This window comes from Mycolicibacterium nivoides (genome assembly GCF_003855255.1).
Lineage (GTDB): Bacteria > Actinomycetota > Actinomycetes > Mycobacteriales > Mycobacteriaceae > Mycobacterium > Mycobacterium nivoides.
In genome coordinates, this window is sequence record NZ_CP034072.1 from 5,907,144 (window position 1) to 5,929,292 (window position 22,149).

The 22,149-nt window shown below is 65.9% G+C and carries 26 protein-coding genes; 10 read left to right on the forward strand and 16 right to left on the reverse strand.

What is annotated here, in order from left to right; genetic code table 11:
* The first annotated feature begins 146 nt into the window (after window positions 1–146).
* Entirely contained in the window at window positions 147–779 is a 633-nt protein-coding gene (locus EH231_RS28830; protein ID WP_090423925.1) for a helix-turn-helix domain-containing protein, read from the forward strand.
* 1 nt (window position 780) lies between these two features.
* Window positions 781–1,452 carry an FMN-binding negative transcriptional regulator gene (locus EH231_RS28835; RefSeq protein ID WP_124713824.1) on the forward strand — a complete coding sequence of 224 codons (672 nt, stop codon included), beginning with the start codon at window positions 781–783 and terminating at the stop codon, window positions 1,450–1,452.
* Here EH231_RS28835 and EH231_RS28840 read toward each other — a convergent pair.
* From EH231_RS28840 to EH231_RS28850, 3 genes are all read right to left on the reverse strand, one after another.
* On the reverse strand, window positions 1,427–1,711 hold the full coding sequence (locus EH231_RS28840) for a hypothetical protein (protein ID WP_124713825.1): 285 nt from the start codon (window positions 1,709–1,711) through the stop codon (window positions 1,427–1,429). The genes EH231_RS28835 and EH231_RS28840 overlap by 26 nt on opposite strands.
* 205 nt (window positions 1,712–1,916) lie before the next feature.
* Window positions 1,917–2,327, reverse strand: coding sequence for a RidA family protein (locus EH231_RS28845; RefSeq protein WP_124713826.1), 411 nt, complete (start codon window positions 2,325–2,327; stop codon window positions 1,917–1,919).
* Between the two features lie 166 nt (window positions 2,328–2,493).
* Window positions 2,494–2,976 (reverse strand): VOC family protein, encoded by a 483-nt coding sequence (locus EH231_RS28850; RefSeq protein ID WP_124713827.1) that lies wholly within the window; start codon window positions 2,974–2,976, stop codon window positions 2,494–2,496.
* 79 nt (window positions 2,977–3,055) lie between these two features.
* Here EH231_RS28850 and EH231_RS28855 point away from each other — a divergent pair, with 79 nt between their 5' ends.
* Both EH231_RS28855 and EH231_RS28860 read left to right on the forward strand, forming a co-directional pair.
* Window positions 3,056–3,835, forward strand: a complete 780-nt coding sequence (locus tag EH231_RS28855; RefSeq protein ID WP_090423920.1) for an SDR family NAD(P)-dependent oxidoreductase — start codon at window positions 3,056–3,058, stop codon at window positions 3,833–3,835.
* A gap of 82 nt (window positions 3,836–3,917) precedes the next feature.
* On the forward strand, window positions 3,918–4,544 hold the full coding sequence (locus EH231_RS28860) for a hypothetical protein (RefSeq protein ID WP_124713828.1): 627 nt from the start codon (window positions 3,918–3,920) through the stop codon (window positions 4,542–4,544).
* An 8-nt stretch (window positions 4,545–4,552) separates the two neighbouring features.
* On the opposite strand, the gene EH231_RS28865 is transcribed toward EH231_RS28860, so the two are convergent.
* The 3 genes from EH231_RS28865 to EH231_RS28875 form a co-directional block, all read right to left on the reverse strand.
* Window positions 4,553–5,530 carry a glycoside hydrolase family 6 protein gene (locus EH231_RS28865; protein WP_090424773.1) on the reverse strand — a complete coding sequence of 326 codons (978 nt, stop codon included), beginning with the start codon at window positions 5,528–5,530 and terminating at the stop codon, window positions 4,553–4,555.
* Between the two features lie 63 nt (window positions 5,531–5,593).
* On the reverse strand, window positions 5,594–6,856 hold the full coding sequence (locus tag EH231_RS28870) for a sulfotransferase family protein (protein ID WP_124713829.1): 1,263 nt from the start codon (window positions 6,854–6,856) through the stop codon (window positions 5,594–5,596).
* Entirely contained in the window at window positions 6,853–7,962 is a 1,110-nt protein-coding gene (locus EH231_RS28875) for a DUF1214 domain-containing protein (RefSeq protein WP_124713830.1), read from the reverse strand. The genes EH231_RS28870 and EH231_RS28875 overlap by 4 nt, the downstream gene beginning before the upstream one ends.
* A gap of 70 nt (window positions 7,963–8,032) precedes the next feature.
* Between EH231_RS28875 and EH231_RS28880 the strand changes: the two genes are divergently transcribed.
* Window positions 8,033–8,695 (forward strand): TetR/AcrR family transcriptional regulator, encoded by a 663-nt coding sequence (locus EH231_RS28880; RefSeq protein WP_164481056.1) that lies wholly within the window; start codon window positions 8,033–8,035, stop codon window positions 8,693–8,695.
* Here the strand turns inward: EH231_RS28880 and EH231_RS28885 are convergent.
* From EH231_RS28885 to EH231_RS28895, 3 genes are all read right to left on the reverse strand, one after another.
* Window positions 8,635–9,198, reverse strand: a complete 564-nt coding sequence (locus EH231_RS28885; RefSeq protein ID WP_090424771.1) for a TetR/AcrR family transcriptional regulator — start codon at window positions 9,196–9,198, stop codon at window positions 8,635–8,637. The two genes, EH231_RS28880 and EH231_RS28885, sit on opposite strands and share 61 nt — an antisense overlap.
* A 115-nt stretch (window positions 9,199–9,313) precedes the next feature.
* Complete coding sequence (locus EH231_RS28890) at window positions 9,314–10,606, reverse strand: lipase family protein (protein ID WP_124713831.1); 1,293 nt, start codon at window positions 10,604–10,606, stop codon at window positions 9,314–9,316.
* A gap of 86 nt (window positions 10,607–10,692) precedes the next feature.
* Window positions 10,693–12,297, reverse strand: a complete 1,605-nt coding sequence (locus tag EH231_RS28895) for an FAD-binding protein (RefSeq protein WP_124713832.1) — start codon at window positions 12,295–12,297, stop codon at window positions 10,693–10,695.
* Between the two features lie 93 nt (window positions 12,298–12,390).
* Here EH231_RS28895 and EH231_RS28900 point away from each other — a divergent pair, with 93 nt between their 5' ends.
* A complete protein-coding gene (locus EH231_RS28900; RefSeq protein WP_234927373.1) occupies window positions 12,391–12,990 on the forward strand; it encodes a TetR/AcrR family transcriptional regulator in 600 nt (199 codons plus the stop codon).
* Window positions 12,991–13,061: 71 nt separating this feature from the next.
* Window positions 13,062–13,700, forward strand: a complete 639-nt coding sequence (locus EH231_RS28905) for a DsbA family protein (protein WP_124713833.1) — start codon at window positions 13,062–13,064, stop codon at window positions 13,698–13,700.
* On the opposite strand, the gene EH231_RS28910 is transcribed toward EH231_RS28905, so the two are convergent.
* Window positions 13,701–14,078: an ArsR/SmtB family transcription factor gene (locus EH231_RS28910; RefSeq protein ID WP_090423914.1), complete on the reverse strand. Its 378-nt coding sequence runs from the start codon at window positions 14,076–14,078 to the stop codon at window positions 13,701–13,703.
* 67 nt (window positions 14,079–14,145) lie between these two features.
* Here EH231_RS28910 and EH231_RS28915 point away from each other — a divergent pair, with 67 nt between their 5' ends.
* The gene (locus EH231_RS28915; protein WP_090423913.1) at window positions 14,146–14,565 is read left to right on the forward strand and encodes a DUF5313 domain-containing protein; all 420 of its coding nucleotides are present in this window, start codon (window positions 14,146–14,148) and stop codon (window positions 14,563–14,565) included.
* An 11-nt stretch (window positions 14,566–14,576) separates the two neighbouring features.
* On the opposite strand, the gene EH231_RS28920 is transcribed toward EH231_RS28915, so the two are convergent.
* From EH231_RS28920 to EH231_RS28935, 4 genes are all read right to left on the reverse strand, one after another.
* Window positions 14,577–15,515 carry a M56 family metallopeptidase gene (locus EH231_RS28920; RefSeq protein ID WP_090423912.1) on the reverse strand — a complete coding sequence of 313 codons (939 nt, stop codon included), beginning with the start codon at window positions 15,513–15,515 and terminating at the stop codon, window positions 14,577–14,579.
* Complete coding sequence (locus tag EH231_RS28925; protein ID WP_090423911.1) at window positions 15,512–15,886, reverse strand: BlaI/MecI/CopY family transcriptional regulator; 375 nt, start codon at window positions 15,884–15,886, stop codon at window positions 15,512–15,514. Before EH231_RS28925 ends, EH231_RS28920 begins: the two co-directional genes overlap by 4 nt.
* 85 nt (window positions 15,887–15,971) lie before the next feature.
* Entirely contained in the window at window positions 15,972–16,868 is an 897-nt protein-coding gene (locus EH231_RS28930) for a cytochrome c biogenesis CcdA family protein (protein ID WP_124713834.1), read from the reverse strand.
* Window positions 16,865–17,605, reverse strand: a complete 741-nt coding sequence (locus EH231_RS28935; protein WP_124713835.1) for a DsbA family protein — start codon at window positions 17,603–17,605, stop codon at window positions 16,865–16,867. The genes EH231_RS28930 and EH231_RS28935 overlap by 4 nt, the downstream gene beginning before the upstream one ends.
* A 105-nt stretch (window positions 17,606–17,710) precedes the next feature.
* Here EH231_RS28935 and EH231_RS28940 point away from each other — a divergent pair, with 105 nt between their 5' ends.
* Window positions 17,711–18,646: a L,D-transpeptidase gene (locus EH231_RS28940; RefSeq protein ID WP_124713836.1), complete on the forward strand. Its 936-nt coding sequence runs from the start codon at window positions 17,711–17,713 to the stop codon at window positions 18,644–18,646.
* A gap of 13 nt (window positions 18,647–18,659) precedes the next feature.
* Here EH231_RS28940 and EH231_RS28945 read toward each other — a convergent pair whose 3' ends face one another.
* Window positions 18,660–19,832 carry a phage tail sheath family protein gene (locus EH231_RS28945; protein WP_090423907.1) on the reverse strand — a complete coding sequence of 391 codons (1,173 nt, stop codon included), beginning with the start codon at window positions 19,830–19,832 and terminating at the stop codon, window positions 18,660–18,662.
* Window positions 19,833–20,049: 217 nt separating this feature from the next.
* Between EH231_RS28945 and EH231_RS28950 the strand changes: the two genes are divergently transcribed.
* Window positions 20,050–21,465: a glyceraldehyde-3-phosphate dehydrogenase gene (locus EH231_RS28950; protein ID WP_420891980.1), complete on the forward strand. Its 1,416-nt coding sequence runs from the start codon at window positions 20,050–20,052 to the stop codon at window positions 21,463–21,465.
* Here EH231_RS28950 and EH231_RS28955 read toward each other — a convergent pair.
* On the reverse strand, window positions 21,441–22,133 hold the full coding sequence (locus EH231_RS28955; RefSeq protein ID WP_124713837.1) for an MspA family porin: 693 nt from the start codon (window positions 22,131–22,133) through the stop codon (window positions 21,441–21,443). The two genes, EH231_RS28950 and EH231_RS28955, sit on opposite strands and share 25 nt — an antisense overlap.
* Window positions 22,134–22,149 lie beyond the last annotated feature (16 nt).

A 22,149-nucleotide genomic window follows, 5' to 3' on the forward strand; every position in this document is an offset into this window, starting at 1 on the left:
TACCTCGGTTGCGTCGGGATATCGCGGCTTCCAGTCTTTTCCCTGCGTGTCATCAGCACACGCGTAGGCGACTACTCGATTCCCCCGGCAGTGCACCGAGGGCGACATCGGATTTCACTGCACCGAGAGTGCGCTATATTGCACTCATGGATGAGGCCGCGGCCAAGCTGGCCACCGCGATCGGCGCCCGCGTGAAACAGGAACGCGCGGCCCGGGGCTGGACGCTGGATCAGCTTGCCGCCGCCGCATCGGTCAGCCGGCGCATGGTCATCAGCGTCGAGCACGGTGAGGTCAACCCCAGCGTCGGAACGCTGCTGCGGCTCAGCGACGCGCTGGGTGTCGGGCTGCCCGCCCTGGTGGAGCCCCCGGAGACCCGCCCGGTGAAGGTCACCCGCGCCGGTGACGGTGCGCAGCTGTGGAGCGGCGCGGCCGGCGGCCGCGGCGTTCTGGTGGCCGGCACCACCCCACCGGATGTCGTCGAACTATGGGACTGGTCGCTGGGCCCCGGTGACCGTCACGCCAGTGAGGCCCACGCGGGCGGCACCGAGGAGCTGATTCACGTGCTCGAGGGCGCGATCACCGTCGAGATCGACGACCAGGTGATCCCCCTGGACACCGGGGACGCGGTGTCCTTCCCCGGCGACGTCGACCACGCCTACGCCAACCCGCACGCCGCCCCGGCGCGGTTCTCCCTGACGGTGTTCGAACCCGGTGTCGGATCCCCCGCTACCCGACCGGACGCGTCACCCCCATCCGCCCACCGCAGGCAAGGAGAATGACATGTTGATCCACCCATGGGACGCCGCCCTCGACGAGGCCGAATGGCAGGACTGGCTGGCCGGTACCGATCGATTCGGCATCCTCGCGGTCAACAACGTCGACCCGGCTTTCGCACCACTGACGGTGCCCACGCACTTCACCCACGCCGGTGGTGAACTGCTGCTGCATCTGGCCCGCCCCAACCCGGTCTGGCCGCACCTGGAGGCAGCCACCGAGGTACGCCTGACCGTGATCGGCGACTACGCGTTCATCCCCACCTACTGGCGAGCCAAGGCCGGCGGCCCCGATGAGGACGGAGTGCCGACGAGCTACTATTCATCGGTTCAGTTCATCTGCCGCCCAACGATTTTGGACGATCCCGAGGGCAAGGCCCGGATCCTGGCCGCTCAACTCGCCGACTTCCAGTCCGAAGGCCGCCACGCGGTCGTCGCCGTCGACGAAGATCCGTACGGACGCATGCTGCCCGGCATTCGCGGCATACGCCTGGAGGTACTGCGGGTGGAAGCCAAGTTCAAATACGACGATGCCAACCCGATCGAGCATCGCGAGCGGGTCATCGGAAACCTCGAACAGCGCGGGCATGGCCTGGACACCGCGGCCGCGGCCCAGCAGCGCCGACGTCTGGCCGCGATCGGCGATTGGAAGCTCAGGCGGAAGGAAAACGGAAGATAAGGGCGTCGAGAAGGCGCCTCACCTCGTTGAGTCGCGTGCGCACCGCGGTCTGATGATGATGCGCACCAGGTCGTCCGGCCCTCACCCGGTCGTCGATCCGTGCCAATTGCGACTGGAGGTCGGCCATCTCGGCCTCGAGAAGCGCGATGAACGCCTGTGCCTGGCGCACATCGGCGCTGGCCCGGTGAGCCAGATTCACCACCGGTGCAGGCGCGGCCACCGGCCGAAGCCAGAGTGGGTCAACAGGGTCTGCCGTCATCGACCCACGGTCCCAGCGCCCCTCGGCGATCCGGTTTCCCGGCCGTATCCGTCCGGTAAGGAGCTGTTCACATCGGCCTCAACCGGTATGTGAGTTCCACCGGAACAGCGCACTGGCGATGTCCGCGACATGCTATCGCGATGCCCTGTATGTCACGGCTATCGACGCAAACTGCGGCGCTTCCAACCCCCGGCCGGGGTCGACCTCACGCCGGTCGTTTGATCGGAACCACAGCGATCGCCTCGATCTCGACGAGCTGATCGGGATATCCGAGGACTGTGACGCCCAGCAACGTGCCCGGCGGTCGGTGATCCTCGAAGGCAGATACCACTTCATTCCACGCCGCAGCGAGATCGTCGCGCCGGCTGCTGGCGACATAGATCGTCGTCTTCGCCACGTCACCCAGCTCGGCACCGCACTCCTGCAACGTAATCCGGAGATTGCCCACCGCCTGACGGGCCTGGGCCGCAACATCGCCGGGAGCGACAACCCGGCCCTGATCGTCGAGCGGACACGCGCCCGCGGTGAAGATCAGGTCCGGTCCGTGCGTGATCGCGGCGTAGGCATAGGGCACGCCAGCGAACAGCCGGGCGCCATGCACCAACTCGATGGCCATGACCTAGTGTCGCAGGCCGACATTCGCTGGGCGGAATACCCTCGCACCGTGTCCGAGGCCATCGCACCTCTGCCACAACGAATCTTGTACTGCGGTATGTCAATTGGCTACCTCGACTCGACACTGCCGCAGCTGCCCATACCGCGTGCGCCGCTGTCAGAGACGGCTACCTTTCTGCGGTGAGTTCCGTGCCGCGGTGCATTTCATAGCTGCTGCGGGCGCCACCGGGAAATTCGACGAATTCCACCGCGGTGCCGTCGGGATCGTTGACGAAGAACATCCGGACCCGGTCGATGGGGAACGGCTCCTGGGCGGGCTGGAAGCCCGCATCGACCACAGCGCGGTACGTCGCGTCGAGATCGGTGACCGACAACGCGATGTTCTGGTTGCCCAGGAAGCCCCGTTTCCCCGATCCAGGTGGCGTCGACGTACCGAGGCTGACCAACTCGAGCATGACTCCGCCCACCACTCCCCCGACGACACGACCCTCCTCCTGGCGGGACGCGTGAAGGACCGCGTCGAACGGCTCACCGGAAATCAACTGGTCGAATACCACTTCCATGCCCAAAAGGCCGCGGTAGAAGTCCAGGGACCGGTCCACGTCGGTCACGCCGACAACCAGATGGCACAAACGTAGATCACTCAGCATGGGGTTCCTCGACTTCCTCGTCAGCGCTTGATCATATGAGCTAGCGTGCCAAATCTGGCCGACTCCGAAAGGCAACTTCATGTCCACCTACAGCCATCCGCACTCGCTGGACGGCCACGTCACGATCGTCACCGGGGCCGCCCGTGGCGTCGGCAAAGGCATCGCCACCGCCCTGCTGTCCCGCGGAGCCCGCGTACTGGTGACCGACATCCTCGATGACGTACTGGCAAACACCACAGCGGAATTCGCCGAGGCCGGGTTCGGCGTTGCATCCGTGGTGGCCGACCTACGCGACGCTGACAGCGCCCAGCGCATCGTCGACGCGGCGCTCGACGCCTTCGGAACGGTGGACGGATTGGTCAACAATGCCGTGGCCAGCTCCGGACCGATACCGTTCGTCGACATCCCCGCGGATGAGTACGAGCGGGTCCACGACACCGGGCCACGGGCAACCTTTCGCCTGATGCAGGCGATTCACCCCGTCATGATCAAGGGCGGCGGTGGATCAATCGTCAACCTCGGCTCGGCCGCGGGCACGGTAGGCACGCATTCATTCGGCGCGTACGCCGGCGCCAAGGAAGCCATTCGCGGCATGTCCAAGGTGGCGGCACTGGAATGGGGCGTCGACCGGATCCGGGTCAACGTGGTTTGCCCGCTCGCCGAAACCGACGGCCTGAAAGTGTTGCGCGACATAGCACCCAAGCAGTACGAGGCAGTCGTCAGAAGCACCTCCCTCAAGCGAATCGGTGATCCCACCACCGACATCGGTGCTGTCGTCGCCTTCCTGATCGGCGACGACTCCGCCTATCTCACCGGGCAGACACTTCTCGTCGACGGCGGGGCCGGTTCGTTCCGCTAGCCGCAATCGCCGCCAAACCGCTGGTCACCCTTGTAGGTTCGAATTTGCCGAGGAAAGCACGAGCCAATAAGGAGGAAGACCAATGACGAAACATTTCGGGAGCGCGTTCTCCCGCCGCACGTTCATCCGCGGTGCCGCCTTGACGGTGCCCGTCGTCGGCGCTGCCGTAGTCGCACCAGTTGCCTTGGCCGCACCACAGGAATGCGGTGATCCATCCGGCAAAGTCGGCAACTGCGCGGCTCAACTACCGCAGCAGTTCACTTCGACGAGTTTCAGCACGACAGCGATTGTCGGAGGCACGAACTACTCAATCTTGTTCAGCACGAACATCCGACGGGGTCCGCTCATCCCGTCGGGCACCACGGGTTATCGCATCAGAAGCGTCAGCGTGTCCGGCACGAAGCTCGACGGCGCGCCGTTCTATCTCACGCCGGGGATCGGTGAGGTCGGCCCGCGGCTGCTCAACGCCCTGTCCGCGTCGTCGTTGGGTTTTGCCCTCGATGTGCCGTGGGACGCCAACCAGCTCGTGCGTTCGTTCCTCTACACCTACGACGTCGAGTTCCTCACCGGCCTGACGATCAATCAGACCTGCCGCTACACGACGACGATGACGCTCGCCGACAACGGGATGACGCTCGGCGGCGTCGGCTCGGTCAACTTCTCCACGCCGATGCTCGCCGAGTGCGAGACGGCCCCGCCGCCCCAGTAGCTCTTGGGCTAGCCGTGCGCCTTGCGCACCAGGTCGATGGCGTACTGGTTGACGAAGGTGCCCGCGGAGGCCTCGCCGGTACCGCACGCGCCGTCGGACTCGCCGGGACGCTTGACCCAGAGGAACGCGTCGACGTTTCCGTTCCCGGTCGCCGTGGTCGGTGCCGCGCCGAGGGCCCGGCCGCTGGGGTTGCACCAGTACATCTCGCCCTCGGCAGGCCCGGCACCGTTGCGCGACGTGTCGATGACGTAGGGCTTCCCACCCGTCGCACCCGAGATGGCATCGCCGTAGCCGATCTCCTCTTCGGTGGTGAAGAAGTTGGCGGTGTTGAGGCTGAAGCCGCGCGCCTTGGCCACCCCGACCCGGTTGAGCCGGTTCGCCATTTCACCGGCGGCCGTCCACCGCGAGTGGCCCGCGTCGACGTACAACGCGGTGCCCGGGTTGCGGGTCAGCGTGTCGACGGCGTAACTCATCAGGTTGTAGCGTTCCTCGCGCTGATCGCCCGACAGGCAGTCGGCCATCGCGAGGGCATCGGGTTCGAGGATGACCGCGGCCGGCCCGCCACCGATGGCGGCGGCGACGCCGTCGATCCAGCCCTTGTAGGCCGCGGCCGACCCGAAGCCACCTGCCGCGTAGCTCCCGCAGTCGCGATGCGGGATGCCGTACAGCGCCAAGATCGGCATGGTGCCTGCAGCCTGCGCCGCGGCAATGTACTTCGCGTCCACTGCGGGGCTGGAGACGTTGTCCATCCAGTACGCCGTGGGTGTGTTGGCGATCGCCTGCAGCTCGGGGCTCGGGTCGCCCTGAGCGGCGCGCGCGGCCTTCGACGAGGGGTTGACGTAGAACGAGTGCCCCTCCAGCGGGTTGCCGTCACTCGCCAGGCGCACCGTCGGCGCCGGGTCGGCGGCAAGCCCCGCACCGACCACGGAGGCAACTGTCAGAAAAGGGACGATCAACCGTGCGACTGCGCCAGCAGCTGAGGACATCACCTCAGGGAAAGTAATGGCGCGACGCGATAAGCGCCAGTCGCTGCCCGCCGCGACGGCGCGTCAGGACTGGGCGCGGCCGGCCTCGGACGTGTCGAGCGCCTGTGTGTAAAAGCGCATACGCTCGCGCAACTCGTCGGGGTTGATGCCGAACTCCTTGGGCTGATAGCGGTGTCTGCCCTTGCCGTCGCGCGGTTGGGCGCGGTGGTGTTCGGCCAGCATTCCGGCGATGTCCGGCGGCTCCATCTGTGCTGCGGCGTAGATCCGACGCACCATTGCCTCGGGGTCGGCGACCACGTCGGAGTACTGGATGTCCAGCCAGTTCGCGGTGGACGCCTCGGCGCGGGCGGCGACGGCGCGCCGCAGCCACAGTTCGGTCTGCTCGGTTTGAAATCGGCCCACGTCGGCCCCGTCGACGTGATCGCTGTAGGTGGATCGGTAGGTCGCGAACAGGCTCGCACCGGAGGCGACGGTCTCCACGATGTCGCGGTGCAATTGCACGATGCAGGCGCCCGGATACGCTGCCACCACATGGCGGAGCTCTGCGGTGTGTGCCGGTGCCTTGAGGACCCAGCGGCGCCCGTCGCCGGCGTCGAGGATCTGCAGCATGCGACGGTGCTGCCCGTATTCGGGTGCGAAATCCTGACCGGCCAGCCAGGTCGCGTAGCTGTCCAGGCGGGTCGTGGCGGTGAACCCCCAGTTGCGCAAGGTGGTGCCCATGCCGAGCACACATTCCTCAGGCAGGTGCGGCCCCGAGTCGTGCACGACCGCCATCATCGGATTGAGGACGTGCAGCATGTACTGGCCGGCAGCAGCCGCGTCGAGCCGCCGGTCGCGCTCGCCGGAGTCGAGGTCCCCGGGTAATCGCCACGGCGTGCCCAACTCGGCGGGCAACGGTGCCCGCAACCGGGGATCACGGTCGAGCAGCCGGAACAGGAACGTCGTGCCCGTGCGCCAGCCCCCGGTGATGACGATCGGCGGCAGCAGCGGCCGGTCCTCGGTCGCGGGGTGCTCCTGCAGATACCGGACGATCGCGATCCGGGCGGCCAGCCGGCCCGCCGCCGTTCGCTGCGCGGTTAGCGCTCCGAGCGCGTTGAGCCGTCCGTCTTCCTCGGCCGACGCGAGGTACTGCTGCAGGCCCGGACGCCACTGTTCGGGGGCGCCGAGCACCCCGGCGCCCGCACCGCGGGTGGCGCGGTCGACGACGATGTCGACAGCGTCGGTGCCGAGCCGATACCGGTCAGGACGGACAGCCCGGTCCTCCTCTGCCGCCGCGTACGCCTGACGTGCCTCGGGTGTGCGGGTGGGTGGGGTCCATCCGGTCATGAGCGCTCCGCCAGGTCAGCCAGACGGACGACCCGCGTCGATGGCACGACCGGCTGCTGCTGGGGTTGCAGGAACCGCATGACGACGATTCCGAAGGCGCGGCCCTCACTATCGATCCAGTCGCCGGCCGCCGGGCCGGGATCGGTCACCGAGACCACGAATCGGTAGCGGCCGTCGTCTAGGTTCGCGGTGGCGCCGGTGTAGGAAACCCGCCGATGACGGTAGTCCAGCGAGTTGAGAAATCGGCTGTACGCCAAGATGTTCCAGTACCGGCACGGCACCAGCGCGCCCTCGATCAGGAGCGCTTCATCAGGCTCCAGCTGCCAGCCGCCGCGCAGGTAGTGGATGGCCGGTTCGGTGAACACCGCTCCACCGGTCATCTCGGTCCAGTGCCGCAGCTGGTTGGGTGTCTCGCGGTCCGCAGCTGCGGCCGCGTTCCAGATGCGGGGCAGGTGCGTCACCGCTGCCGAAGCCTTGGCCAGCTGCTTGCCGAACCGTGCGGGATCGATCGGTGCCGGCATCGGGGGCTCCTCGACCGGCTCGATGTCGCACCGGCCGAGGCGATCGGTCTGCACCTCGTCATGGAAGTGCCGCACCCAGAGCACGGTGGCCCGCTCAGGCAGGTCCAGCCAGTCACCGGCCTGCGGTCGTTCACCGCCAACTGCCACCTCGTAGCCGCCATCAGCCTCGAAAGTGATTGCATCACTGTCGATACGGGCGGTTGCCTTGGCGTCACTCCCACCGGGGCCGTAAACGGTGATCGATACGTACGACGCGTCTCCCCGGTTCCCGCGGATCCGATATCGGCCATCGGGGCGGATGTCGGCGACCCAGTAGTGGAAGTCGGGATTGTCCATCAGGAACTTCTGGCGCCATCCGTTGAACGCGATGAGATCGGGCTTGTCGCGATCGACTTCGAAGCGTCCCAGTTGATTTGACAGTGCCCGAAGCAGAGCGCGGAAGCCATCCACGCGCTCGGTCTCCGGAAGTCCGGCGGTATCGCCGGCGAGTTGCTCACCCGCCGTCCGTAATCCGTCGACGAATGTGTTCCAGGCCGCCACTTCGGCGCGGGGTTCTTCTGCGGCGCTTTCGTCGGGCGCGGTCACGATGCATCCCCCTCACCAATTCCGGAAGCATGCGCTTCCGAAATTGGATGGTGCCCGCTACACTCGCGGCATGTCAAGGCCGTACCGCGGCCAGGCCGCCGATGCACGATCGGCGGATCGCCGTGCCCGACTGCTGCAGGCAGGCGTCGATCTGGTCGGCACTCAAGGAGTGGCCGCCATGACCATGCGCGCCGTGTGCCGCGAAGCCGAGCTCAGCCAGAAGTTCTTCTACGAGAGCTTCACCGGCACAGACGATCTGCTCCGCGAGGTCTACCGCAGCACCTTCGAGCAGGCCCGCCGCGTCATCAACGCCGCGGGCGACCCAGAGGCCGATCTGACCTCACGCACCCGCGCTGGGGTGGGCGCCGCAGCGCAACTGGTCAGGGACGACCCCCGCTTCTGCCGGATCCTGTTGGTGGAGCCCATCGCCGACCTGACGTTGCGGCAGTTCGTCCGCGACACCATCGGCACGATGACGATGGGTGGTCTCACCGCCCCGACCGGCAGCACAGCGGCACGGGCGAAGATGCAGTACGCCACCGTGTTCGGCGCCATCATCTCGCTGTTCATCGAATGGACCGAGGGCAATCTCGGCTCGGACCAAGAGGCCTTCGTCGATCACGTGACCACCATGCTGCTGTCGTCACCGTTGTTCGGCGGCCAGGGCGCCGTTCAGGCAGTGCCGTCAACCGGCCATCCAGCCAGAACTCCCCGGATCAGCCGGTCGAGCTGATCGGCGTTGTCCACCAGGGGTTGCCCGATGACGAACGTCATCATCACCCCGTTCACGAATGAGAACAGGGCTTTGGCCTGGTCGTCGATGACTTCCGGTGCCATCGGATTCTCTTCGGCGGCATGCCATTCGGTGACGACGGCACGCGCGAGTCCGTAAAACCCTTCCACGGACTCGCTCAGCGTCGCGGCGAGATCATCGTCGCGGCCGGCGTGCAGGGCCAGTTCATAGCGGGCTTTGGCCCGGGTCAGCCATGGCTCGGTTGCCGAATACATGACGAGAGCGGCGAATCCGGACGTGCCCGCGAACTCCGTCGGGTCGGCGTCGGTCAACTCGGTGAGCAGGGACAGGTCCGCAAGATCGAGTTCATTGAGGCGCGCGGCGATCCCATGCATCAGAGCACTACGGGTCCGGAAGTAGAACGAGGTGGTGCCGTCGGGCACCCCGGCCTTCTTGTCGACCTTGGGATGGCTGACGCCGCGCGCACCGTCCGCGCCGAGCAGTTCAATGGCAGCGTCGGCCAATTCGCGGCGACGCTGGGGTGCGTTGTACTTCCTGCGTTCAGCGATGCATCGCAGTGTATCGGTCGCCCAGCCGAGGCTCGGCGACAACGGTTGGTCAGAACTGCCCGCAGTTGGGCGTGGTGGGTTCACCGTTGAAGCGGGCGGCGATCCACTGCATTGCGGGCTCTCCGTCTACCAGCATGGGGAGCGCGTGGTTGATCACCAACTTGTTCAGGAACGGCGGTTCCTCGTTGGTGCGGAACTCGACGTCGGCGCCCTGCGCACACCAGTCCCTGCCCAGCTGGTTCGCGGCAGTCCACGGCACGAGCGGGTCGTAGCGGTTGCTGTTGATCAGTACCGGAGCGTTCGGCTTGTACCGGCCCAGCTTCTGCAGTTCGAACAGGCTGCTGAACGGTTCTTCGTTGACGAGTTGGTTGATGTCTTCAGTGAAGTACGGCTGCAGATGACGGAAGGCGAAATCGACGATCGTCTGCCCCACGCATTGGCGCGACACCGACTCGAGCATGTCGTTGCCGCGTTGAGTGAGCTTCGAGCGGATCGCATCGGCGGCTTCCGGATAGGCGGCGATGACACCGTTGAGCGCATACCCGACGACACCCACGAGCGCACTACCGTCGGCGTAGGGCAGGAGTTCTTTGAGGTTGGCCGGCGGCGCCCCGGCGTAGGTGCCGACGATGTTCAGGTCGGGCGCGTATGCCGAAGCCAACTCCGCCGCCGACGCGGTGGCTCCACCGCCCTGCGAATATCCCCAGAACGCCACGGGGCCATGCGGATCCAGTGACGTCTCGGGCAACTTCATCGCGGCGCGAGCGGCATCCAGCACGGCGTGCCCCTCAGCCAGGCGGTTCACGTACGTGTGCATCGAGTCGGTGCCGAGACCCTGGTAGTCGGTCATCAGGATGGCGAAGCCACGGGCCACCAAGGTCGCAACGAAGGCCTCCTCGTAGTTGACCATGATGTCCCAGCCACCCGAATAGTGGATGCCCTGGTTGAACTGGCGCGACGGCGCGCACTGGTTGCCCTGCCCCTGAGTTCCGGGCGCATAGACGAGCAGCGGACGCGGCCCCTTACCGGGCCAGTCGTTATACGGCTCGAAATAGGTACCGGTAACGGCGATCGGATTCCCGCGAGAGTCCGTGCTGCGGTACATGATCCGCGTACCGGTCGCCATGATGGCGCCCAGCTGACCGGAAGGCTCGAGCACCAGCCGGCTCGGTTCGGTGCGAATCACATCGCCGGGGACGCCGGCCGGCAACGGGTCCGGCGGGAGATAGAAATCCGCGTACTGCGGTTCGTCACCAGTGTCGGCCAACGCCGTCGTCGTAGATGCGACGAGCGATCCGATCATCAGCATGAGGACGACGACAATCCCCCCGGCATTGCGCATTACCGGACAGTAACAAGAAAATGTCTTGCTATGCCACTTTTCCTCTAACAAACTAGAGAAAATGGCAAAACGCGCAGTTCAGGAGCCTATGATGACGGCACGGGGTCCAGCTCGACGGCGTGTTCTGCGGCCCGACGGCCCGAGAACACACAGTCGGCGATCGACAATCCACTGACGTAGGAGTTGGCGCAGATTCCGATCGCGGTCCGACCCGCGGCGTAGAGACCCGGAATCGGCTGCCCCTCAGGCGTTGTCACCGCTCCGGTGAGTTCGTCGACGATCAGGCCACCGAGGGTGAACATCGGGCACGGGTTGATCAGGCTGGGTTTGACTGATATCGCGATCAACGAGAATGGGCCCTGTTCAACAGGTTTCACGAACTCGGCTGGCTTCCCCAACGGATCCGGCAACCCAGCCGCGGCTGCGGCGTTGTGGGCCTCCACGGTGGCGCGCAGCCCCGCCGGATCGACACCGGCCTTGGCGGCCACCGCCTCCAGTGTGTCGCCCACGACCCGGTCGGTGCGCAACATCGCTTCCATCTGCAGGCGCTGAAACCAGATGGCCTGCTTGGGAAGTTGCGCTCGCGCCTCGTCGAGCAGACGCCGATCGGCCAGAATCCAGCCGCGGCCGCCGTGGTCTTGAATCATGGCGTGCCCGACGGCCGCACCGTAGCGGGTCTCGTCGATGAATCGTTGCCCGGCTTCATCGACGACGAGGGCACCAAGAAACGCGCTCGGCGGGGTGATGAATCGCCAGGCCGATACGTTGTCGAGGCGATCGACGGCGGCACCGACATCGGCGGCAAGAGTGATTCCGCTGCCGTCGTCGGCGCTGGTGCCGAGCTGGAGTCCGTCGCGGTACTCCGGTGCGTGCTCGCCGATCCATTCCCGATTGGCGATGTAGCCGCCCGCGCTGAGGATGACCGCCTGGCGCACATGAATTTCGACGGTGCGGGCATACCTCCGCTCCAGGCGGTTCAGGAGCTTTTCCATCACGGCCCGCAGTGGCGGGTAGTAGATGCCCGGTTTGATCGCGAGCTCGGCGTATGCGCGATAGCGGTGGCGAACCCAGGCCGACGCATCGGCGAGCGTGCTGGCCCGCACTCCGATCACCCGGCCCTCCGAGTTGGTCAACAGCGCGACAGCGCGGGTGTGGAACTGGGTGCGGACCCCGAGGGCCGCCGCCGATTCGGCCAGGGGCTGATAGATCTTCTTGCCCGAGGCTCCCGGCCCCTTGGCCCGGTGACCACGTTGCGCAGGCGGCGTGATGGCGCGGAAACGACCGGAGTTCTCGCTGCCCGAGTAGTACAGGTAGTACTTGTTGTTCGGGTAGGACGTCTTGTACGGGCACACCGATGCTTCGAAGGGCACGCCATGTTCGGTGAGCCAGTCGATCATCGCCGGGCTGGTGTCGACGAAGCGGCGAAGCGTCTCGGGACGTACGGCGTCGCCGATCTCGGCCTGCAGGTAGGCGTACATCGCATCGGCGTTGTCGTCGACACCGGCTTGACGCTGCACCCAGGTCCCGCCACCGGCGTAGATGATCCCGCCCGACACCTGAGTCGCGCCGCCGCCGTTGAATCGGTCGATCGCCAACACGTCGGCACCCCTCGACCGCGCTTCCAGGGCGGCACAGACCCCCGCGGCTCCGTATCCGACCACGAGGACATCGACTGTGTGCGCGTCTGGCATGGCTCTCCCTGAAAGTGATCGACCGCCACTCTTAAACTCATAGTTTGTACTCAAAGTACAAACTATGCGCAAGGACGCTCGTAGACTGCGCTCGTGGCTGAACAGACCGGGCGAACCGTGCCCCCTGCGGTGGCCGAGAAGCTGTACACGGCGACGGACCTCATTGCCGCCCGCGGGCTGCAGAAAACGAAGATCGAGGACATCGCCAAAGCGTCAGGCGTCCCGAAGGCAACGCTGTACTACTACTTCAAGGGCAAGGACGACATCCTGGCTTTCCTCTTCCGGGATTCCCTCGACGCGCTCGCACGCGACGTCGCCTCGGCCGCCGACGCCCCCGGGCCGGGCAGAGACCGCCTGGCCGCAGTGATCGAGGTTCAGGTCGCACACACGATGCACCGGCCGGGCACAGCCCAGGCACTGGTCGGTGATCTGGGCCGCGCAATTCGACTGCCCGAACTCGCGTCGGCCGTTCAAGAGGCTTTCTATGAGCCCATCGCCCGAGTGCTCCACGCCGGGGCCGCCGATGGCTCGCTGCGGAACCTCGCCGACCCGCAGAGCACTGCGATCAGCATCTTCGGCGCGATCATGATGACCGCGATGCTGCACAACGTCATCGATTCCGAGAAGACACAAGACGAAGTCGCGAGCGAGGTCATGCACCTCATCGAGCACGGGCTCGCGCCGTCACGCTGATCGGTTCGGACATGATGGAGCCCATGAGCCCCATGAGAACCCGAACCGCCGACCGGCGGGCAGCCACATCGATGGTCGTCGCGACGGCGCTGATCCTGCTGGCGGCCGTTGTGATGTGGGGTCCCGGCGCCGGACGCGCGTACGCGGCGCAAGCATCCCCGGCCGGGGATGCCCTGTCGATCGGCGACCCTGCCGCGCCGGGCCAGATCGACCTCTACCTGGATCCGCTGTGCCCCTACAGCGGGAAGATGATCCGCGACCAGGGCGCCGAGATCGGCCGTCGCATCGAGGCAGGCAAGCTCCACATCAATCTGCGGCTCGTCAATTTTCTCGAAAAGTACTCAGCCAGTGGCACTTACGACAGCCGCGCGATCTACGCCGCCTTCATCGTCGCCGATCACTCGAAATCGAGCGACATCACCTGGCAGTTCATCGAGCAGATCTTCTCCGCCGATCAGCAGCCGAAAGAGAAAGGCCCGACAGATCTGAGCAACGATCAGCTCGCCGGTCTGGCCGATCGCGCCGGCGCGCCGCCGTCAGTGCAGGACATGATCAAGCTGGGGCTCCCCATCCCCTTCGACGGACATGTCATCGCCGCCAACAACCTGCCGCTGCTGCGGCAACTCCCCGACTCCGGAGTGCCGATGGTGGTCATCGATGGCGAATCGGTCGACGGAAACTCCGATTGGCTCGATCGCCTGCCGCGCTGATTATCGAGAGGTCCCGATCGGCGGCAGCGAGCCGACGGCCTCGAGCTGACCGTGCTGGGCAGCGAGGGTGTCGGCGAGGAATGTCCGGGCGATGAGCAGTAGCTCGGCGATCTTCGGGTGCGCGAGCGTGTAGTACACCGCGTTGCCGACGCGATGCCCGCTGACCACATGATGCCGCTTGAGGACCGCGAGATGCTGGGACAGCAGGGTCGGTTCGATATCGGTGGCAGCCAGGATCGCACTGACCGGGGTTGGCTCCTCGTTGACGGACAGGATCTCCAGCACCCGGATACGTGCCGGGTGCGCCAGCGCCTTGAACAGGTTGGCCTTGATCTCGTACAACGGCCGCTCGGGACCTTCCAGGACGCTGTCGGTCACCGCTGCCCCAATGATTGATGGATTGATGAAATTCGCAATCCATCATAGCGACCGTTACCCTTCAGCAATGCCCACCGGCCAAGCCCCACGCACGAAACCGGGCCCGCTGCAGTACATCGGGTATTGCTACGGCAAGCGGCTACCCGACTCGATGCGCGACTGGGTGGCCAACGACCTGGCAGGCCCCGGAGCCACCATCCGGATGATGGTGCGCGTCGCCATCCCGGCCATCCTCGTCCTGGCACCGATCTGGTTCATCCCCATGTCGCTGTACCTGCACGCCAGCATGACCGTGCCCATCTTCATCCCGTTCGTGTATTTCTCCCACGCACTGAACAAGGTGTGGCGGCGTCACATGCTCGTCAAACACGGTTTGAACCCGGCGCTCATCGACGCACTGTCGCGCAAGAAGAATGCGCACATCCACCAGGCCTACGCCGAACGCTACGGACCGCGCACCGGCCCGAGCAGCAGCGGCGATATCTGACCGTTTATCGGTCAGGACTGGAGGGCGCACAACGTGAGCGCGAAGGCGGGTGCGGCGGCAGTCCCGATGACGATGAGCGACGTCGCCAGCGACCGTGGGTGCCACCACATCGCTCGGCGGGGCTGCATCAAGCGGGTAACCCGGTCGGTCACCGCGGTACCGGTCGCGGCCAGCACACCTTCGGGGAGCCGGAGCCGGGTGCTCAGCGTGACGAGACCGGCCAACAGCGGCTCACGGCCATGCCTGCGCGTCGCCGCATCGTCGGCGCACATCTCCAGTAATGCCGGTACAGCCTGCGCCGCCGCTCGCATCAACGGCAGCCGCGGCAGCGCCGCCGCGAGCGTACTGAGCGTCGCGATGATGTGGTGATGACGCCCACGCAGGTGGGCCCGCTCGTGGGCCAGAACCGCGGCCAGGGCCGGCGGATCCAGTAACTCCAGGGCGGCGGTCGTGACCACGATGGCGCGCTGCCTGCCGCCGGAGACGCAGTATGCCGTTGGTTGGTCAGCCGTGATGGCGATGACGCCGTCATGGTCGGTGCGCCTGCCGATGATCCGGACCGCTTCGACGTGCCGGCGATTGGCGCGCCGCGTTCTGTACAACGTGACGATGACACGGCGCGTGGTATTGGTCGCCACCGCGGCAGTGCCTGCGAGCAGGGTGACGACCAATACCGTCGCCACGGTGGGCGGTAACGTCACCGCGCTGGCGATGCCCAGAGTTTCGACGCAGAACGTCGGTGCGCTGCGAGTGATCAGACTGTGGGCGGCACCAGCGATCAGGATGACCAACGCCGCCACCCATGCGAATGACGCGGTTGCGACGACTACCAGCCAGCCCGCTACCGAGAGCCGGGGATGGATGCGGGCTGAGATCGGACCGGTGAACAGCACTGGCGCCAGCCAGCTCAAAGCCATCGCGTAGCCGAGGAGAAAGGTGACCGCGTTCATCGCGGCTGCCCCTCGGTGAACCGCTTGAGCGCCTGCCGGAGCTTTGTCGAGTCGTCGTCGACGATCTGCTCGAGGAAGAAGTTCAGGATCAGCTCGCTGTCACCGCCAGATTCGAACACGGTGCGCATGAGCTGCGCGGAGTGTTCCTCGCGGCTCATCACTGGCCGGTAGCTGTAGGCGAGACCGACCTTCTCCCGCTGCAGCCATCCCTTTCGGAACAGGTTGTCCATCGTCGACATGACCGTGGTGTAGGCGATCTGGCGCTTGGCGACGAGCTCATCGTGCACGCTGCGCACCGTGGAGGGCTCCGTACGTGACCAGAGCACTTCCATCACCACAGCTTCGAGATCGCCAAATCCCTTAATTCCCATACCTACTACCGCCCACCCAGGTGCGCCGTCACCGTGTTCCGGCCTCGCGCGTCAAACCTATGTAGCGCGATAGTAGCTGCTCTGCTCATTCCGTCGCGCTTCCGATGCCCGCGGTATAGGGATCGGCCTTTACCGCGGCAGATTCCGCAGGGCGGGTTCGCGAACGGGCGCGCCGCCGCCACAACCGAATTGACCGCCACAGGATGAGCGCAACCACCACGCCCAGGATCAGCCAGGGATCGCTGACGCTCGATGACAGTCGACCCAGCCAAACTTGCAGGTCATACTGCGCGTCGACGGAAAGCAAGGCGCCGAGATTCGCGGTGCCGTCGGTGAACAGGAACACCCCGCCGAGAATGATGAATGCCGCCCCGGTGAGCAGTGAGGTGGTGTGCGTCTCCAGCGGGCCCAGACGTACCGGTCGCCCCCGCAGCCAGGTCCGCTTCGACAGGTTGAAGCGGTCCCACAACCAGGCGAGCAGGAACAACGGCGCGGCCATCCCGAGGGCGTAGACGGCCATCAGCAGTGCCCCGTAGGCCGGGTCGGCCCCCATCGCCGACATGGTCAGGACCGCGCCGAGCAGCGGACCCGCGCAGAAGCCGGCCAGTCCGTAGACAGCGCCCAACGCGAACACCGAGACGGTACCGGAGATGTTGATCCGCGCCGTCAGCCGTTGCATGAATGACAGGCCGAATCCCTTGCCCAACAACGTCATCAGACCGAAACCGATCAACACCAGCCCACCGATGGTGCTGACTTCACCGCGATAACGGGTGACGACGCTGCCCAGCAGGCCGACACCGGCACCCAACGGCACCAGCACCACACAGAGACCCGCCCAGAACGCGAACGTGCGTCGGATCAACAGGTGTGCCCGGTCGAAGGCGTAGGCGAAGAACGACGGCAGCAGCAGGGCCGAGCAGGGGCTGAGCAGGGAGGCCAACCCACCGAAGAAGGCTCCGAGCAGTCCGACGCCACTCACCGGCCGGCCAACGCGCCATCGATGGCGCGCACGAAGTCTTCGATGGGCTGGGCACCGAGCATCGGCACATCGTTGATCAGGAATGCCGGGGTGCTGGGGACGCCGATCCCCGTGCCCTGGGCCAGATCGGAGTTGATGGCGGCGTCGAAGGCGCTTCCGCGCATCCCAGCGGTGAACTTGTCGATATCGGGGACACCGGCCTGCCTGGCGAAGTCGATCAGGGCCTCATCTGTCAGGTCCGCCTTCGACCGCTCGGGCGCGGCCGCATAGACGGCGCTGTTGAACTCCCAGAACTTGCCCTGCTCGGCCGCCGCCCGTCCCGCACGTGCCGCCGACATCGACTGCGGGCCGAAGATCGGGAAGTCGCGCCACTCGATGCGGAGCCTGCCCGCGTCGACGTAGCGATTGACGAGTTCAGGCTCGATGTCGCGGCTGAACTTTGCGCAGAACGGGCATCGATAGTCGGAGAACACCACCAGTGCCACAGGCGCGTCGGGAGCGCCCAACGCGAGTGGGTCGCCCGCCTGGCGACGCTCCACCGGCGAGCGGCGCCCCTCGGCGCGGGCGCCGGCCGCTTCGGTATCGGACAGGGACGTCACCGACGGCCCGGCGGCGGGCGCGGCCGGGGCGTCATTGTCGGGACGCAACACCAGGTAGGCGATCAGGGCAGCCGCGATGACAACGAGTCCCCCGATGAAGATGAAGTCCCTGTTGACATTCTCTCGCCGTCCGTTCACTGCGCACCTCCATGCTAGCCTGACCTACGTAGCTACGCCGTAGCTACGTATCCCGTTCTAGCACACTGCGTCACCCGGACGCAGACACAGATTGGAGACGCCGCGATGTCGGTGGGTTCACCCCAGAAGCGGCCGGCACCAATCCTGTCCGCACTCGCACTGTTCCTCGTCGCCACCATCAGCGCGCTCTTCTGGCGCGCCGATGCTTCGTTCGCGTACGGCGCCACCTACACGCTGGCGACATCCAGCGAGAAGGCTCCCGTGAGTTTCACCACGACCTCGGGTGCCAAGCTCGTCGACGGTGGGACATACGGCGTCGGCACCGTCATCGTGGCCAAATTCGACGGACCGGTTGCCGACCGAGGGGCCGCGGAGAAGCAGCTGGCAGTCCAGACCGTGCCGCCCGTCGACGGTTCCTGGTACTGGATGAACGACCAGCGTGCCCACTGGCGGCCACAGAGCTACTACAGCCCGGGCACCGAGGTGTTCGTGACCGCGAACAGCCAAGGAGGAGATCGCGTTTCATTCCGTATCGGAGAGTCTCACGTATCCATCGCCGACGACGCCACCAAGCAGATCCGCGTATACCGCAACGACGAGCTGGTCCGCACGATTCCGACCTCCATGGGCATGGGAGGATCCGAAACCGTTGCGGGCAAGACAATTTCATTCTGGACCCAACCCGGCGTCTACACGGTGATGGACAAAGCCAACTCCGTGGTCATGGACTCCTCCACCTACGGGCTGCCTGTCGATTCACGACTGGGGTACAAGGTGACCGTCAACAACGCGGTACGACTCACCAACAGCGGGATCTACGTCCACCAACTCGACAGCACGGTCTGGGCGCAGGGCAAGAGCAACACGTCGCACGGATGCCTGAATGTCAACGCCGACAACGGGCGGTGGTTCTACGAATTCTCCCAGCCCGGAGATGTCTTCGAAGTGCGCAACACCGGCGGCGAACCCCTGCCCGTCTGGCAGAACGGCGACTGGGGTGTCCCGTGGGAGAAATGGCTCGGGGGCAGCGCTCTGCGGTGACGCGCAGGTGCGTCTATCCCGTCGGGGCCGCGGCCCACAATTGGATGCGGATGACAACGAACTCCGCGGGCTTCACCGGCGCGAACCCCACCATGACGGTGACGAGGCCCTGGTCGATGTCGTCCTGAGTCATGGTGGTCCGGTCGCACCGCACGAAGTAGGCATCTTTCGCCGTCTGCCCCTGAATAGCCCCTTGCTGGAACAGCACCCGCATGAACGCGCCGACACTCCGGCCAAGCCGGGTCCACAGTGGTTCCCCGTTGGGCTCGAACACCGCCCATTGCGTCCCGCGATACACGGACTCTTCGATGTAGAGCGCCAGCCGGCGCACCGAGACGTACTTGAATTCGTCGTGCAGGGCGTCGGTGCCCGCCAGCGTGCGGGCACCCCACACCACTGGGCCCCTGCCAGGGAACGTCCGCAAGCAGTTGACCCCCGACGCGTTGAGGGTGCCGTTCTGGCCGTCGGTGAGCACCACTGTCAACCCTGAGACCCCGGCCAGCCCCGCATTCGCGGGTGCCGTCCACACGCCACGGTCGGCATCGGTGCGGGCCATCACGCCGGCCACCGCGCCGCAGGCCGCGAAGTCGCCCACGGCCCCGTTGCGCAGCGGATCCGGCCGCCGAATCCGGGGAAAGTAGACCGCGCCGTTGCGGGCGGCGTCCCCCGTCAGACCGTGGTCGGCCGGCCAGCCTGTGACGGTGCTCGGCGTCACCGCCGCCGGCGGGTCGACGATCAGGAATGCGCGGCGTCGAGCGCAGTAGGCGAGCGCCGCCTTCCACACCGTCTGCGGTAGGTCGCCGTCCGGCACCGGCGGCGGTAGGCACAGCAGCGTGAACAGATCGGCCTTCGCCAGTGCGTAGATGCCCTTGTCGGCGTCCTCGAAGCCCGCGCCGACATAGTCGGTTTCCGTGAGAACGCCATCCTCGGTAACCAGGCGGAGGATGATCGCGGAGCCGCCGCCGTTGGCGAAGAAGTCCTGCACGGCGTATCCCAGACCACTGTCGGACGACAATCCCCCGAACATGCCCTCGAACTCGGGGTACGAGGTGACCCGTACCGGGTCTTCGACAGGGCCCTGAGCGCAGCTCCCCACGAAGGCGCAGATCGCGGTGGGCACGCCGGTGATGATGTGGCCCCCGACCTCCTCGATCTCGACGCCGGGAGGTTGCTCTGGGACTGGCATGACGACCCCTTTCGACCCCTCCGAACGCGATCATTCCACCTGTGACCTGCACCACTGCTTATCTCACCGCCCTACCGTGGCGTTTTGTGAGAAACGGCGATCGTTAACATCGAAGCGCTACTCATCCGAGGGGCCAGCCCACACGACCCACAGGACGCTTGATTTGAACTCGCCAGAACTCGCCCACTGGAATGCCCAAGAAGCACTCGCGGAGGCGATGATCCCGATCATCGGCACCCTGTACCGGGCGAAGGGCGTGACGGTCCTGCTGCACAGCCGGTCGCTGGTGAACAGGTCCGTCATCAAGATCCTGCGGACCCACCGGTTCGCGCGGCAGGTCGGCGGTGAGGAACTGTCGGTCGAGGAGACCTTCCCCTTCCTGCAGGCGCTGGCCGACCTGGACCTGGGCCCGTCGAAGATCGACCTCGGCCTGCTGATCATGGCGTACCGCGCCAGCGATGCGGGGCTGTCCGTACCCGAGTTCACCGCGCAGGTGCTCAGCGACGTGACCGGTGAGAACAAGAGCGAACCGCAGGGTCCTCGGGACGTGGTGCTCTATGGGTTCGGCCGGATCGGCCGGCTCGTCGCGCGCCTGCTCATCGAGAAGGCCGGGTCCGGCAACGGCCTGAACCTGCGCGCGGTGGTGATCCGCAGCAACGGGGAGGGCGACCTGGCCAAGCGGGCGTCGCTGCTGCGCCGCGACTCGGTGCACGGCCAGTTCGACGGCACGATCAAGGTCGACACCGAGACCAACAGCCTCATCGCCAACGGCAACGTCATCAAGTTCATCCACAGTGACGACCCGGCGAGCGTCGATTACACCGAATACGGCATCGACAACGCGATCCTGATCGACAACACCGGTAAATGGCGCGACCGCGAAGGCCTGTCCAAGCACCTGCGCCCCGGCATCGCGAAGGTCCTGCTGACCGCGCCGGGCAAGGGCGACGTGCCGAACATCGTGCACGGGGTCAACCACCGCACCCTCGATCTCGAGCAGCAGATCTTCTCGTGCGCGTCGTGCACGACCAACGCGATCGTCCCACCGCTGAAGGCGGTGGACGACGAGTACGGCATCGCGCGCTGTCACGTCGAGACCGTGCACTCGTTCACCAACGACCAGAACCTGCTGGACAACTACCACAACGCCGATCGCCGTGGCCGGTCCGCGCCGTTCAACCTGGTGCTCACCGAGACGGGGGCGGCCTCCGCGGTCGCCAAGGCAATGCCTGATCTGAAGGCCAAGATCAGCGGCAGCTCGATTCGCGTTCCCACGCCGGATGTTTCGGTGGCGATCCTCAACATGCAACTGCACCGCCCGACCACCAAGGAAGAGGTCCTGGAGTACCTGCGCCAGGCGTCGCTGTCGGGACCGTTGAGCCGCAACCTCGACTACACCGCCGCGACCGACGCCGTCTCCAGCGACTTCATCGGCTCACGCGCGGCGAGCATCATCGATGCCAACGCGACGATCGTCGACGAGGACAACGTCATCCTCTACGTCTGGTACGACAACGAATTCGGCTACTCATCTCAGGTCGTGCGCACAGTGCAGTACCTGTCGGGAATCGAATACCCGACGTATCCAGAGATGCGGGCCGGCGCGGATCAGACAGCCTTGGTGGCTCCGTAATAGGCGACGATATCTTGGGATCCCGGGGCTGCGCTGGTCAGCTTGGCGTATGACCGCAGAAAAGACTGGCCAACGCACCCATCGATCTTGATGTGTACGTCTTTGAGCGTGACCCGGGAATCCTTGCCTTTGAACTTCATCTCGGTGACCGAGACGTTGATGACCTCGCCAGGTTTGGGTCGCACTTCGACGTTGCCCTGGATCGGTGCGCTGATCCCGCCAAGGCCGGACCGGCTGACCGAGGAGGAAAGTCCGAGGCTCCCGGTCAAGCGAACCGAGCTCAGTGCGATCCCGCAGCCGATCTGGTAGCCCGCCTCGAGTGTGCCGCCGCGCAATGACGTACTGCCACTGCCGCTGACGCTGCCGGTGAAGGTTCCGCCCGCCAGGTACTCACGGGACGTGGTCGCGGTGGTGAGGGCAGGGATCGGCAATTGTGTTTCGTCCTTGGCAGCGAGCCTCAGAACCCAGCCGTCTGGCGTCGTGACCACGGCCGGTTCCGCGGAGGCGACGGTCCCGGTGTCCGGCGTCATTCCGGGTTCGCTTTCAACGGGCGGGACCGCATCTGGACCCGGCTCATGCGGCACGGCGGGTTCGGGACCGGCGATCGCGTGTGGTGCCGGCACCATCAGCGCGCCAACCGCCATCAGCGCAGCAAGAATCTTGGTCATGTGAATTGCAGATACC